Here is a 13,954-nt window from a genome sequence, read left to right as displayed (position 1 = left end):
AAAATGGCAGATGTCCTGCTGCAGCCGCTTTTCTTGCAAAAAAAGCCCCGGGATCCGAGTCCCGGGGCTTTTTCCATTAACCGTTTTTAACTTTTTCTTTCAATTCTTCTACATAATGCTGAGCCGCCTGAGCCGCGATGCTTCCATCGCCAGTAGCCGTAACGATCTGGCGCAGTTCTTTCTCGCGTACGTCGCCCGCTGCGAAGATGCCAGGGACTTTCGTTTCCATTTGTTCGTTGGTCACGATGTAGCCCATGTCGTTTGTGATTCCAAGGTTTTGGAATGGCTTCGTCAGAGGAATCATTCCGATGTAGATGAAGACACCGTCTGCTTGGAATTCTGTCTCTTCGCCGTTTTCAGTGGAAACCAGGGTGACGCTTCCTACCTTGCCGTCCTTGTCATTGATTTCTTTGATTGTATGATTCCAGATGAAATCAACTTTTTCGTTATCGAATGCACGCTGCTGAAGGATCTTCTGCGCACGAAGCTCATCGCGGCGGTGAACGATCGTCACCTTGTTCGCGAAACGGGTCAGGTACACGCCTTCTTCCACGGCAGAATCCCCGCCGCCTACAACGACAAGATCTTTCCCTTTGAAGAATGCGCCGTCACATACGGCACAGTAGGATACTCCGCGTCCGCCGAGTTCTTTTTCACCAGGGACGCCGATCTTCTTGTATTCGGCACCGGTCGAAAGGATGATGGCACGTGCTTTGTATTCCTTCGATCCCGCTTTGACAAGCTTGTAATCGCCCTCGTCGACAATTTCCTTGATGTCTCCGTATGCGTATTCCGCGCCGAATTTCTTCGCGTGATCAAACATTTTATTCGACAGGTCCGGACCAAGGATATGGTCGAAACCAGGATAGTTTTCCACTTCTTCCGTGTTGGCCATCTGGCCGCCCGGCACACCTCTTTCAAGCATCAGCGTTGAAAGGCTTGCACGGGATGTATAAACAGCCGCTGTCATACCGGCAGGACCGGCCCCGGCAATGATTACATCATAAATTTTTTCTTCAGACATACTGATATTCTCCTTCCGCAAACGTTCTTGTAAGCATGCTTTATCGTATTCCCCATATAGTATTTACTTGCTATCATTATCCTATAAAAATCAGGGTTGTATCGTCCAAAAATATGCTCATGGAAGGTAGTTTTCCACGACGGTGATGTATTTAGTCAGCGTACTCGCAGAAACACTGTAGCTGTCGCAAACCTGCTTCTTCGTCACCTTCTCATTTCTGAGGCGGTTCCACACATAATAGGCAGCCGCCGCGAACGCTTTCGTATTCTTGAAAGTTTCGCGCTCTTTAAGACCGCGGTAGGCAACCGTGAACCACGTCAGGAACAGGCCGGAATCCACACTCGAAATCGGGTGGTTGGATTTATAGAGGTGCAGCGCGACCTCATGCATATTCTTGATTTCCTGATTCACTTTGATCGAGCTGTTGACATTTCTGTTCAATACGTGGGCGAGGTATACCTTTTCCACGATCGAGAGCTCCTCGACGTCGCAGAAATCGGCATGAGTCAGCACGGATTTCTGGTGCTCCGAAACGGATGTGAGGAAAAGTCCGAACAGCTTCTCTTCTGTATACTCACTTTGCAGCTTCTTCAGAATAGACGTCACGTGATTCTCGAAGCCAGCCGGACGATCTTCATTCCAAGGCTCGCTGCCCTCTTTTTCAGGATTGATCTCGACGACTTTCTTCCACGCATTGCGCGCGGTCTGAATGCGGCCGGTTTCATAAGCGGAATGTGCAAGCCAGTAATAATAGCTCGCATCCCCTTCAAAGCCGATCTTCTGCAGCGACTTAAGCCATTCAAAGGCTTTCTCGGAATGTCCAATCAGTGCAAACGTCGCCCCAAGCTTGAATCTGTGCTCATGAAGGAGCGGGCGGACCTTTTCAAGACCCATAATCAGCTCATCCAGTTCATCCTGTCTCTTTTGATAGTAATAAAACACAGCCGTGTTGCAGAGTGCATGCAGATTCCCCGGATTCTTCTCCAGCACCTCTTCAAGCGTGGCAGAAGCTTCTTCCACCTCACCGAGATAAAAATAGGCCAGGGCCAGATTGTTGTAGGCCGACCAGAATTCCGGGTATTCTTCGATCACTTTTTTCAATGTATCAACAGCCTTCTGGAAATGGCCGGACTCAAGCAGGTCCTTCGCCTTCTCCTGCTGGACGATCAAATCATCGTGTTCGTAAAGATCTTCCACCGTAAGATCCGAATCGAGCTCGAGCAGTTCGAGAAGATCTTCGGCATCCTCAGCGAACTCGCCGTGCTCCGCTTTATCCATGTAGATGCTCACATGATCATACGCTTCCTTGAACAAACCGAGATGCGCGTAGTTGTTGGCGAGGAAGTAATGACACTCCACCATATACGGATCAAGGTTCTTCAGGATCTCATGCAGCAATTCATTCGCACGCTTGAACTCTCCAAGCTCTGTATACACAATCGACAATTGACACGCAATCATCGGTTCAAGCGGTTCCAGTTGAAACGCTCTATTAAAATATTTTAACGACCGCTTTAGCTCGCGGCGCTGATAAGCTTTCATTCCCTTGTTGTAGTAATACTCACCAGTAGGGACAAAAGACAATACCTTGGCTTGCTCACTTCTTAATTTTGACCCTTTTCTCATCAAAGTCCTCCGAAACGTTCATAGTATATCCAGGCTCTTTCCTGCAGACTTTCAGCGGGGCCGGCCGGCTGGGAGTTCCGTTCGTTTGCCGGGGCCGCTTAGTAGTACCTTTGCGGATAGAGCACGATTATTTAAAGTATTAATCCTATAACTAAGATAGTATAACACACAACAAAGTTGGACTAAACTACCATATTTTGAGGGGATGGGAGTTTGGTATGGGGGTGGCGGTGTGGATTGAGGTTTGTCCGGATGCGCTCCGGGTGGAGATTTTTCCACATGAAGGGCGCAATTATTTTTTTGAAAGGGTGAATTAATTGGTTGAAGGGTAGAATCGGGTAGCGGAAGGGTGTAATTGTTTTAGGGAAGGGTAGAATTGTTTGGATGAAAGGCAGAATTAGTAAATAAGATAGTAAGTTGACACGGGAATCATGCCTGCTGCCAGTGGGGTTGGCGCAATAATCGTGAAAGTGGCGCAATTATGATGAAACAGGCGCAATAATTTGGAAAGTTGCGCGATTATCTGGATTCCGGCGCAATTATTTAATAGGGGCCCTACCGCAATCTTTAACTCAATCCCACTAATCACGAAGGATCCAGCCCAGCCTGATTTCCAAATCGAAATCTTGTCTTTTTTAAAAAAAACAAACAAAAAGGGACGGGCCTTTAACCAACTAAAGGCCCGTCCCTCCATCTATCAACATCACTTATTATGACGCTCCACCAATACACCGAGGACTTCCTCAAGCGGCAGTTCCTGTTCGCGCAGCAGTACGAGTACGTGGTAGAACAGGTCGGCGACTTCCCATTTCAGTTCTTCGGCATCTCTGTTTTTTGCGGCGATGATGACTTCTGACGCTTCTTCGCCGACCTTCTTCAGGATTTTGTCGACTCCCTCTTCAAACAGATAAGTCGTATAGGCGCCTTCCGGCCGCTGTTTCTCGCGGTCGGCGATCAGCTTCTCCAGGGTCAGGAGGATGTTTTCCTTTGAAGGGGACGCATGATCCGTACTTGCACCCGGCTCCTCGCCGAACACCTTCTCATGAAAACAGCTCTCCTCCCCCTTATGGCACGCCGGTCCTTTTTTATCGACAAGGACAAGCAGCGCGTCTTTGTCGCAGTCCCACACGATGCTTTTCACCGTCTGCGTGTTACCGCTTGTCCCGCCTTTATGCCAGAGTTCCTGGCGGGAGCGTGAGTAGAACCAGGTTTCCCCCGTTTCAAGGGTACGCGCCAGGGATGTTTCGTTCATGTAGGCAAGGGTTAGGACTTCCTTCGTTTCGGCATCCTGTACGATTGCCGGCACGAGTCCTTTTTCGTCGTATTTCACGTCACTTATCCAATCGTTGTTCGTCATCGTACATGCACCTCCTGCTCTTTCAAATAGCTCTTCACTTCTTCGACACTTGTTTCTTTATAGTGGAAAATCGACGCTGCGAGGGCGGCATCTGCTTTTCCATCGGTGAATACTTCTTTAAAATGGTCTGCGTTGCCGGCTCCGCCCGATGCGATCACCGGAATCGAGACAGCTTCGCTTACCGCGCGGGTCAACGCCACATTGAAGCCTTTTTTCTCACCGTCGCTGTCCATCGATGTCAGCAGGATCTCGCCTGCTCCCAGTTCTTCAACCTGCTTGGCCCATTCGACTGCATCGAGGTCTCGGAGCTTCCGGCCGCCGTGCGTGTAGACCTTCCAGCCGCCGCTTTCTTCATCGTACTTCGCGTCAATCGCAACAACGATGCACTGTGAGCCGAAATACTGCGCGCCTTCGCGCACAAGTTCGGGACGCAGGACGGCTGCCGTGTTCAGGGAAACCTTGTCGGCCCCGGCTCTTAGGATGGCTTTCATATCTCCGACGGCATTGATCCCGCCGCCGACCGTGAACGGGATGGCGAGTTCCGCCGCTACATGGCGCACGACCTCGACCATCGTTTTCCGGCCCTCATGGGAGGCTGATATATCTAAAAAAACAAGCTCGTCCGCGCCTTGTTCATCGTACACTTTTGCCAGTTCGACGGGATCTCCGGCATCTCTAAGTTCAACAAATTGAACACCTTTTACGACGCGGCCGTCTTTTACATCGAGGCAGGGGATGATCCGTTTTGTCAGCATGATCCCTTCACCTCTTCCAGCGCCTCGGTAACGGTGAACTTTCCGGTATAAAGGGACTTGCCGCAAATCGCACCGGACACTCCCTGATCACAGTATTTTTTCAGGGCAGCGAGATCTTCCAACGAACTCACGCCGCCGGATGCGATCACTGATTTCCCTGTTTCCCTCGCAAGCTCGGCTACCGCTTCGATGTTCGGTCCGGAAAGCATGCCGTCTGTTGCAATGTCGGTGAAAATGAATGTCTCCGCACCGGCTTCGACCAATTCTTTTCCTAGATCCACCGCCTTCAGGGAAGACGTTTCGATCCAGCCGTGCGTCGCTACATAGCCATCTTTTGCGTCCAGTCCGATTGCGATCTTTTCGCCGCCGTACTTAGCAAGCCATTCCTTCACAAGCTCTGTGTTCGACACAGCGATGCTGCCGATGATCACGCGGTCCACGCCGCGGTCCAGATAGTGTTCGATGTCTTTCGCGGAACGGATCCCGCCGCCGATCTGAACTTTCGCGTCAAGCTTTTCGGCCACAGCGAGGACGTATTCATCATTGATGCGGGAACCTTCCTTGGCTCCGTCGAGGTCGACCATGTGGATCCACTCCGCACCTTCATCCGCGAATTTTTTTGCCATATCGAAAGGAGAATCACCGTACACCGTCTCCTGATTGTAATCGCCCTGGATCAACCGTACACATTTTCCGCCGCGCATATCGATTGCGGGATAGATTGTAAAACTCATGATACTGCCTCCGATTCTTTCACTTTCCGTGTGAAGTTTTCCAGCAGCTGCATGCCAAGCTGCCCGCTTTTCTCAGGATGGAACTGCATGCCGTATATGTTTTCCCTGCTGACCACCGCCGGGATTTCAACCCCTGCATAGTCCGCCGTCGCTGTCAGGACCTCTTCGGAACCCTCTACATAATAGGAATGGACAAAGTAAACGTATCCCTCCTCCAAGCCTTGAAGAAGGGCAGAGTCTTTTTTAAACGATAGATGATTCCAGCCCATATGGGGAACCTTGTATTCGTTCCCTTCCGAGTCCTTTTTCGGGATATGGACGACTTCCCCCGGAAGCAGTGCGAGCCCCGGTGTGTTGCCGTTCTCTTCACTTTTTTCAAAAAGAAGCTGCATGCCGAGGCAGATGCCGAGCAATGGCTTTCCGCTTTCGGCAAAGGTCAGGATCGTTTCTTTCAGATGCGTCGACTCAAGGAGATTCATCGCATCCTTATATGCGCCGACCCCCGGCAGGATCAGACCGTCCGCCGCCAGCAGCTTCTCGCGGTCGTCGCTGATAAAATAAGGGACGTTCAGCCGCTCGAGCGCTTTGCTGACTGAAAACAGATTTCCCATTCCGTAATCTGCGATGCCAATCATGATCTACAACATCCCCTTCGTAGAAGGAATCCCTTTGACCCGCGGGTCGATGGTGGTCGCTTCATCGAGTGCACGGCCGAGTGCCTTGAAGATTGCCTCGATGATGTGGTGCGTGTTGTGTCCGTAGTGAACGATGACGTGCAGGTTCATCCTTGCTTCAAGCGCCAGCTTCCAGAGGAATTCGTGGACGTTTTCCGTATCGAATGTCCCGACCTTCTGGCTCGGAACCTCTGCCCTGAATTCAAGATGCGGACGGTTGCTGAGGTCGACGACGACGGTTGCGAGCGCCTCATCCATCGGCACCATCGCAGAACCGTATCGCTTGATGCCTTTTTTGTCGCCAAGTGCCTTCACGAGTGCCTGTCCAAGGCAGATCCCGATATCCTCGGTCGTATGGTGGTCATCCACCTCCGTGTCGCCTTTCGCCTCGATTTTACAGTCGAACTGTCCATGCTTTGTGAACAGGTCGAGCATATGACTCATGAACGGAACACCCGTCTCAATCTCCGAATTTCCTTCCCCGTCAATCCCGAAACTCAAACGAATATCCGTTTCATTCGTCTTCCTCACAATCTCCGCTCTTCTTTCCATCGCTGCTTCACTCCTTTAATGTACAGAGGGACGGGCGTTTAGCGTGCTAAAGCATCAGCCCCTCTTATTGAATCGTATCTCGACTGCACGTGCGTGGGCTTCGAGTCCTTCGAGCCTTGCAAATGCCGCTATTTTATCTCCATTCTCCCTCAGCGCTTTTTCGCTGTAGGAGATGATGCTTGATTTTTTCATGAATTCATCCACGTTCAGGGGACTTGAGAATCGTGCCGTCCCGTTCGTCGGCAGGACGTGATTCGGCCCTGCAAAATAATCTCCGACCGGCTCCGAGCTGTAGCGGCCCAGGAATATCGCACCTGCGTGGCGGATGCCCGCCATTGTTTCGAATGGATCCGCTGTCAGGATCTCAAGATGCTCCGGTGCCAGATTGTTGACGAGATCCACGGCCTTCTCCAAATCCTCAGTGACATAGATGGCACCGTAGTCGTTGATTGATCGGCGGGCGATTTCTTCCCTCGGCAGCGTCGATAATTGACGCTCGACTTCCCTCGATACCTCTTCAGCCAGTTCTTCACTTGTCGTCACGAGGACCGCCGATGCGAGTGCATCATGCTCCGCCTGCGACAACAGATCCGCCGCGATTTCATCCGCATGCTGACTGCCGTCCGCGAGCACGACGATTTCGCTCGGTCCTGCGATCATATCGATATCGACGTCGCCGAACACTTCCCGTTTGGCAAGCGCGACGAAGATGTTACCGGGACCTGTTATTTTATCAACCGGAGAAATCGATTCCGTCCCGTATGCGAGAGCAGCTACCGCTTGCGCCCCGCCGACTTTGTAAATCTCTTCGACTCCGGCGATTTTTGCCGCGACGAGGACGCCTGCTGACAATTTGCCGTCTTTTCCCGGTGGCGAGACCATCGTGATCCGCCCGACCCCGGCGACTTTTGCCGGCAGCACGTTCATGAGCACCGATGACGGATAAGCGGCCGTCCCGCCGGGCACATAGACCCCGACTGAATCAAGCGGCGTCAGCTTCTGGCCGAGCATCGTACCGTCCGGCCTGGTGGTGAACCAGGAGGACTGCTTCTGCTTTTCGTGGAAGTCGCGGATATTGTCCGCCGCTTCCTGGATCACCTTGATCATCCCGGTGTCCATTTCGGCAAACGCATCTGCGATTTCCACTTCTGATACTTTAAGTTCTTCTATTGTAACTCCGTCAAATTTTTCCGTGTATTCTTTAAGGGAATCGTCCCCTTTCTCACGGACGGAGGCGATGATTTTTTTCACTGCTTTTCGCTGTTCTTCGGTTCCGCTGTCGACCGAGCGCTTAATCGACGCTTCTTCGACCTCTTTGATAATCTTCATGTATTCCACCAGCCTTTTTGAATAAAAAAGTTCTCCATCAACCTTCGATGATGCGTGTCAGCCTTGCCACCAAATCTTCTATTTTCTCATCCTTCATACGGTAGCTGACCGGGTTCACGATCAGGCGAGATGTGATATCAACGATCGTTTCGTATTCAACGAGCCCGTTTTCCTTCAGCGTCCTGCCGGTCGACACGATATCGACGATCCGGTCGGCGAGTCCGATGAGCGGGGCCAGTTCAATCGACCCGTTGAGTTTGATGATTTCCACCTGCTCACCCTGCTCCCGGAAGTAGGAAGAGGCAACGTTCGGATACTTGGTCGCGATCTTTGGCGCCACATCGCTCATCTTCGTACCGGGGAGCCCGGCAACGGCGAGGTAGCAGCCGCTGATTTTAAGATCAAGCAGTTCGTACACGTCCCGCTCTTCTTCAAGCATGACGTCTTTCCCTGCGATGCCGAGATCTGCGACACCGTGCTCGACGTATGTCGGGACATCCATCGGCTTTGCGAGGATGAAACGAAGATCTTCCTGCGGCACTTCGATGATCAGTTTTCTGGAGTCATCGAATTCCGGCGGCAGGTCGTAGTCCGCTTTTCGTAAAAGTTCGACTGCTTCTTCAAAAATCCTGCCTTTAGGCATGGCAATCGTCAAACTGCTCATCGTTTCTCACCGCCATTTCCGTTCGAGTCACGGCCCACCACAAAATGGACATTGCTGAAGCCTTTCGTAAATTCATCGACGTCCCCGACGCCTTTCCAGTTCTGCAGGACTACTTCCTTACCTTCACCCCTCAGCTCTGATGCGAGCATGATCGCTTCTTTCCTGCGTTCGTCGCTGAACAGAACGCACTCCTGCTCGGAGGACGTCAATTCGACCTTCATCGCTTCCAGTACATAGTCGAGTCGCAGGCCGAATCCGGTCGCACCGGATGTCTTGCCGAATTTTTCAAGAAGCTTGTCGTATCTGCCCCCGTTGCCGATCGCAAATCCGACATGCTCTCCGTACACTTCGAACAGGATGCCGGAGTAGTAGCTCATATGGCTGACGAGGCTGAGGTCGAATTTGATGTACTGTTCCACGCCGTAGTCTTTTAAAATGCTCCATAACTCCTTCAACTGTTCGAGGGCCTGAAGTCCTTTTTCACCTTCCAAAAGGGAATGGGCCTCGGCGAATACATTGTCCGATCCCCTCAGTTTCAGGAAGCTGAACAACCGCTGCTTGTCGATGGAGGATAACGTCAGCTCATTGACATGCTTGCGGTATCCCACATAATTTTTTTCATAAAGGAATCTTCTCAGCGTCTCGGCCCTTTCCTCTGTCCCGACGATCTGTTTGAAGAGTTCCTGTACAAAGCCGATATGGCCGATCGAAATCTTGAAATTGTCGAGCCCTGCTTCCTTCAAGACGGACACCATCAGGGCAATGACTTCGGCGTCCGCGCTGACGGAGTCATCCCCGATGCATTCGATGCCGACTTGTTCGAATTCCGCCGGCCGTCCGCCTTCGCGCTGCTGTGCGCGGAAGACGCTGTTCGAATAGGCGAGCCTCAGCGGCGCCTGGTCCTTGAGGAGTTTCGATGCTGCGATTCTGGCAATCGGAGCCGTCATATCAGGTCTGAGGACAAGCGTGTGACCCTGTTGATCAAGCAGTTTGAACAGCTGCTGATCGAGGATTGCAGACGCCTCCCCCACCGTTTCGTAGTATTCAAGCGACGGCGTCTCGATGAATTTGTAGCCCCATCGCTTCATCGCACCTTCCATTCTCTTTTTCGTGCGGTCTTTTATTTCATATAAGTCAGGGAATGTGTCCCTCATTCCCAACGGCTTTTCAAACATGAATAGCTTCGTCATAAGAACCACCTTCGGCAAATTGAATATTGATTTATTTTCCCCTATGCAATGGGGATTACTAATAGTTGATTATTCGGAAATCCTTTAGTTCGCTAATGTGCTAATAAAATAAAGTTATTAGTTAGTTTAGCCTTTCTTGTTTTATTCGTCAACAGTTAAAAGAGGATTTTGTCGATGTGGATTGAGTTCGTGATGATGGGTGACCGAGAAAATTCAACAAGTGGCATAATTACTGGGAACTCGGCAGAATTATGTTGGTTTCGGCCCAATCTCATGCGGGAGCGCTTCGAATTAAGAGCCGGTGGAGCAATCAACATAGGGTTTTCGTTAAAAACCCCCCTCCGGATCTAAAAAAAGACAAAAATGGATTGTCACTAATCCATTTTTGCCTTTTCCCTTATTCTTTCATTTTCAATCCTTGTTATTTCAAAGCCTGCCTGTTCTTACGGTGCTCAAGGACGGCATGGTTCATCCTTCTCAGTGCCATGTCGATCCGTTCTTTCGGGCAGGCGATATTCATGCGGACGAAGGAGCCGCTGCATTCACCGAATTTGAAGCCCTCGTCGAATTTCACCTTGGCTTTTTCGAGGAAAAATGTACAGAGCTCTTCACCCTCGATACCCAGCCCGCTGCAGTCGATCCAGATCAGGTGGGTAGCCTGGGGTGTGATTGCCTTCATTTCAGGCAGATGCTGCTCCAGATAATTGAAGACGTACTGCTTGTTGTCTTCGAGTACCATGAGAAGTTCATTCAGCCAAGGCTCGCCTTCTTCATAAGCTGCGATCGTCCCTTCGATCCCGAATACATTCGGTCTCATCAGGCCGAACCCTGTGAGTTTTTCATTGTACTTTTCCCTGAGCTCTTCGTTCGGGATCAGGAGGATCGATGTCTGGAGGCCCGCTATATTGAATGTTTTACTTGGCGCAGCACATAGAATGCTGTTCTCTATGATGCTTTCGTCTGCTTTAAAAAGTGGTTTGTGTTCGTGGCCGCTATAGACAAGGTCCCCATGCATTTCATCCGAAATGATCCATAGATTGTGGCGCTTGGCGATGTCTCCGATTCTGTTTAATTCCTCTGGGGTCCACACTCTCCCCACCGGGTTGTGCGGGCTGCAGAGGATCAGAAGTTTGGTACGGGGCTCGCTTGCCTTTTCTTCCAAATCATCAAAGTCGATCGAATACTTTCCTTCCATGTAAATCAAAGTGTTTTTCACGACGCTGCAGCCGTGGTTTTCAATCGTGCTGTAGAAAGGATAGTAGACTGGATCCTGGATGATCACCCCGTCCCCAGGTTCCGTCAGCACAGACAAGAGTACGTTGATACCGGGAATGATCCCAGGGCTGAAGCAGATCCAATCTTTATCGATCGGCATGTCGAACCGTTTTTTCCACCATGAGATGATCGATTTAAAATACCGGTCGCTGAAAGTCGTGTAACCGTATATTCCATGCCTGGCTTTCTGGTTAAGTGCGTCCGCGATGGCCGGTGCCACCTGAAAGTCCATGTCGGCGATGCACATCGGGATGACGTCTTCTTCTTCAGGAAACGACCATTTGACCGAGTGCGTGTTTGTTCTTTCGATGCAATCATTCCAATTCATGTCCATGCCCCCCAGTTAGTCTCTGTTCTTACTTTATAACAGATTGATGGGAGGGGGAATAGCTAATTTATGTTCAGGACTGTTAAACAACGCTATTGATTTCCGTGCATGACTTCGCTTTCCGCGGGTAGCCCGTGAGCCTCCTCGGCAAGCCTGCGGGGTCTCACATAGGCTACTCTTCCCGCAGGAGTCTTCGTCTTGCACTCCAATCAACCGCTGGATCCAGCTAATTTCGCAGAAGATCTGTTTTATTTTCTTATGCAAAATAAAAAGGCAAAGACAGAATCCGGTGATTTGTCTTTGCCTTAAATCTATTCTTCCGTTTTCACACCATAGATTTCATCATCCTGCCAGCGTTCGGCGAGCTGATCTTTGGTGTAGATGACTCGCATGGGGTTGCCGCCGACGAAGGCACCTGGCGGGACGTCTTTGTGGACGAGGGTGCCGGCGGAGACGATGGCGCCGTCGCCGATTTTTATGCCTGGCAGGATGGTGGTGTTCGCCCCGATCATGACTTCGGAGCCGATTTGCACTTCGCCGAGTCGGTATTCTTTGATCAGGTACTCGTGGGCTAGGATCGTGGTGTTGTAACCGATGACCGTGTTCCTGCCGACTGAGATTTTTTCCGGGAACATGACGTCCAGCATGACCATGAGGGCGAATGATGTCTGGTCGCCTATATTCATTTTCAGGAACGTCTTGTATAGCCAGTTTTTCAACCCGAGAAACGGGGTGTAGCGCGCCGCCTGGATGACGATGAAGTTCTTGACGACTTTAAAGAACGGCACGGTTTTGTAGACATGCCACAGGGAATTGGCTCCCGTCACCGGATAGCGGGTCGTCCGTCTCATGCTGTCGGTACCCCGACCACCTTCAACAGGTCAGTCATCGTATCGAGCATAAAATCCGGTTCATATTGCATGAGATGATCTCGGCCTTTCGCGCTCCATGCGACTCCTGCGGATAGACAGCCTGCATTTTTACCGGCCAGGATGTCATGGTGGTTATCGCCGACCATGACTGCTTCCTCAGGGGATGAGCCCAGTTCGAGGAGGGCTTTCTGGATCGGTTCCGGATGAGGCTTGGCGTTTTCCACTTCATCCAGGGTGATCACCACGTCGAAAAATTGACGCAGATTCATCAGGTCGAGACCTTTCAGGACGACGTCGCGCACTTTTGTCGAGACGATGGCAAGTTTGTATCCTTGCTTGTGCAGGGCTTCGACCGTTTCGTATACACCTTCGAACTCAGTTACAAGCTCGTCATGGTGTTCGTGATTGTACGCGCGGTAATGTGCGCACATTTCTTCTGTTTTTTCGGGATCCAGGCCGCCGAAGGATTCCTCGAGCGGCGGGCCCATGAACGGGAGTACGTCCGGTTCGGCGTACTGTCCCGGATAATAATGGTTCAAGGTGTGGAGGAAGGAAGAAATAATCAGATCATTTGTGTTGATCAGTGTTCCGTCCAGGTCAAATAATACTGTTGTAATTCTGCTCATAGTGATTCTTCCTTTCTTTTTTTGCATCGGCACGGTTCCAGAAGTACGCGACGATCATGGTCAGGACGATAGCCGTCACAAGACGGATGATCAGAAGCGGAAGGACCGGTATGCCGAGCGGGATGAAGATCAGCGTATCCTCGACGACTGCGTGACAGGAGACGAGGAAGATGAAGGCGATCGTGACGTCCTTCTTGCTCACGCCGTCTTCTTTCACCGCCTGGATCATGACGCCTGCGCCGTAAGCGAGCCCGATAACGAGCCCCGCGACCATCGTAGTCGATGTATTTGCGTTCATGCCGAGTGCGCGGGTTGCAGGTGCAAGCCAGCGTGAAAAGACTTCCATCCATCCGAGGTCTTTCATGATCTGGATGATGATCATCAGCGGAATGACGATCAGTGCGAGCTGAAGCACGCCATACCCTGCTTTTTCAAGTCCGAGGAGAAGGATTTCTCCCCAGTCGTTTGGCTCTGCCTGCTGCGGCGGCATCATGCCGTATTGGGCCATTTCAGATCCGCCTTTCCAAAACAGGTTGATGACGACCGCCGAGATGAGCGCGAGTCCGATCCGGACCGCGACGATCAGCCAGATCTTGACGCCGACTTTGGCGGCAACCGTCGACTCGATCAGCAGGTTATGTGAAAATGACAGCATGACGGCCACAATGAAAACTTCCTTGACGGTCAGGTCCAGGGACAGGATCCCTGCGATTCCAGCGTACAGGTTCAGGAAGTTCCCGAGAACAAGAGGAATGGCTGCGTCACCCGACAGTCCAAGCAGCTTCATGAACGGCGAGATTTTTTCCATCACCCATGGCAGCACGGGCGTATACTGCAGCACAAATACAATCAGCGTGATGGGGAAAATGACTTTTCCCAGGGACCATGTTGTCTTTAATCCAGTCTGACCGCCCTGCTTAATCGATGACATCCACATTCTCTCTTCTC

General features: G+C 51.2%; 15 protein-coding genes. All 15 read right to left on the bottom strand.

Annotation, left to right across the window (positions count from 1 at the left end; genetic code table 11):
* Positions 1-76: 76 nt before the first annotated feature.
* The 15 genes from trxB to AS034_RS17865 all read right to left on the bottom strand — a co-directional run bounded on the left by trxB (position 77) and on the right by AS034_RS17865 (position 13,943).
* On the bottom strand, positions 77-1,024 hold the full coding sequence (trxB, locus tag AS034_RS17935) for a thioredoxin-disulfide reductase (protein ID WP_032086637.1): 948 nt from the start codon (positions 1,022-1,024) through the stop codon (positions 77-79).
* Positions 1,025-1,141: 117 nt separating this feature from the next.
* The gene (locus AS034_RS17930; RefSeq protein ID WP_058299628.1) at positions 1,142-2,650 is read right to left on the bottom strand and encodes a tetratricopeptide repeat protein; all 1,509 of its coding nucleotides are present in this window, start codon (positions 2,648-2,650) and stop codon (positions 1,142-1,144) included.
* Between the two features lie 703 nt (positions 2,651-3,353).
* The gene (gene hisIE, locus AS034_RS17920; RefSeq protein ID WP_058299626.1) at positions 3,354-4,007 is read right to left on the bottom strand and encodes a bifunctional phosphoribosyl-AMP cyclohydrolase/phosphoribosyl-ATP diphosphatase HisIE; all 654 of its coding nucleotides are present in this window, start codon (positions 4,005-4,007) and stop codon (positions 3,354-3,356) included.
* Complete coding sequence (hisF, locus tag AS034_RS17915; RefSeq protein WP_058299625.1) at positions 4,004-4,762, bottom strand: imidazole glycerol phosphate synthase subunit HisF; 759 nt, start codon at positions 4,760-4,762, stop codon at positions 4,004-4,006. Before hisF ends, hisIE begins: the two co-directional genes overlap by 4 nt.
* On the bottom strand, positions 4,756-5,496 hold the full coding sequence (gene hisA / locus AS034_RS17910; protein WP_058299624.1) for a 1-(5-phosphoribosyl)-5-[(5-phosphoribosylamino)methylideneamino]imidazole-4-carboxamide isomerase: 741 nt from the start codon (positions 5,494-5,496) through the stop codon (positions 4,756-4,758). Before hisA ends, hisF begins: the two co-directional genes overlap by 7 nt.
* A complete protein-coding gene (gene hisH, locus AS034_RS17905) occupies positions 5,493-6,131 on the bottom strand; it encodes an imidazole glycerol phosphate synthase subunit HisH (protein WP_058299623.1) in 639 nt (212 codons plus the stop codon). Before hisH ends, hisA begins: the two co-directional genes overlap by 4 nt.
* A 3-nt stretch (positions 6,132-6,134) precedes the next feature.
* Entirely contained in the window at positions 6,135-6,722 is a 588-nt protein-coding gene (gene hisB, locus AS034_RS17900) for an imidazoleglycerol-phosphate dehydratase HisB (RefSeq protein ID WP_058299622.1), read from the bottom strand.
* Between the two features lie 54 nt (positions 6,723-6,776).
* Complete coding sequence (gene hisD, locus AS034_RS17895) at positions 6,777-8,051, bottom strand: histidinol dehydrogenase (RefSeq protein WP_058299621.1); 1,275 nt, start codon at positions 8,049-8,051, stop codon at positions 6,777-6,779.
* A gap of 37 nt (positions 8,052-8,088) precedes the next feature.
* A complete protein-coding gene (gene hisG, locus AS034_RS17890) occupies positions 8,089-8,715 on the bottom strand; it encodes an ATP phosphoribosyltransferase (RefSeq protein ID WP_032086644.1) in 627 nt (208 codons plus the stop codon).
* The gene (locus AS034_RS17885; RefSeq protein WP_058299620.1) at positions 8,712-9,905 is read right to left on the bottom strand and encodes an ATP phosphoribosyltransferase regulatory subunit; all 1,194 of its coding nucleotides are present in this window, start codon (positions 9,903-9,905) and stop codon (positions 8,712-8,714) included. Before AS034_RS17885 ends, hisG begins: the two co-directional genes overlap by 4 nt.
* 421 nt (positions 9,906-10,326) lie before the next feature.
* On the bottom strand, positions 10,327-11,508 hold the full coding sequence (locus tag AS034_RS17880) for a MalY/PatB family protein (RefSeq protein ID WP_058299619.1): 1,182 nt from the start codon (positions 11,506-11,508) through the stop codon (positions 10,327-10,329).
* A gap of 33 nt (positions 11,509-11,541) precedes the next feature.
* A complete protein-coding gene (locus tag AS034_RS23215) occupies positions 11,542-11,721 on the bottom strand; it encodes a hypothetical protein (protein WP_074440071.1) in 180 nt (59 codons plus the stop codon).
* Between the two features lie 98 nt (positions 11,722-11,819).
* Complete coding sequence (locus AS034_RS17875; RefSeq protein ID WP_058299618.1) at positions 11,820-12,359, bottom strand: acyltransferase; 540 nt, start codon at positions 12,357-12,359, stop codon at positions 11,820-11,822.
* Positions 12,356-13,006 (bottom strand): pyrophosphatase PpaX, encoded by a 651-nt coding sequence (ppaX, locus tag AS034_RS17870; RefSeq protein ID WP_032086648.1) that lies wholly within the window; start codon positions 13,004-13,006, stop codon positions 12,356-12,358. Before ppaX ends, AS034_RS17875 begins: the two co-directional genes overlap by 4 nt.
* A complete protein-coding gene (locus AS034_RS17865; protein ID WP_058299617.1) occupies positions 12,978-13,943 on the bottom strand; it encodes a nucleoside recognition domain-containing protein in 966 nt (321 codons plus the stop codon). The genes ppaX and AS034_RS17865 overlap by 29 nt, the downstream gene beginning before the upstream one ends.
* Between the last annotated feature and the right edge of the window lie 11 nt (positions 13,944-13,954).

The organism is [Bacillus] enclensis (assembly GCF_001456935.1).
Taxonomy (GTDB): domain Bacteria; phylum Bacillota; class Bacilli; order Bacillales; family Bacillaceae_B; genus Rossellomorea; species Rossellomorea enclensis.
The sequence above is the reverse complement of the archived record's forward strand: the minus strand, read 5'-3'. Positions and strand labels throughout refer to the sequence as shown.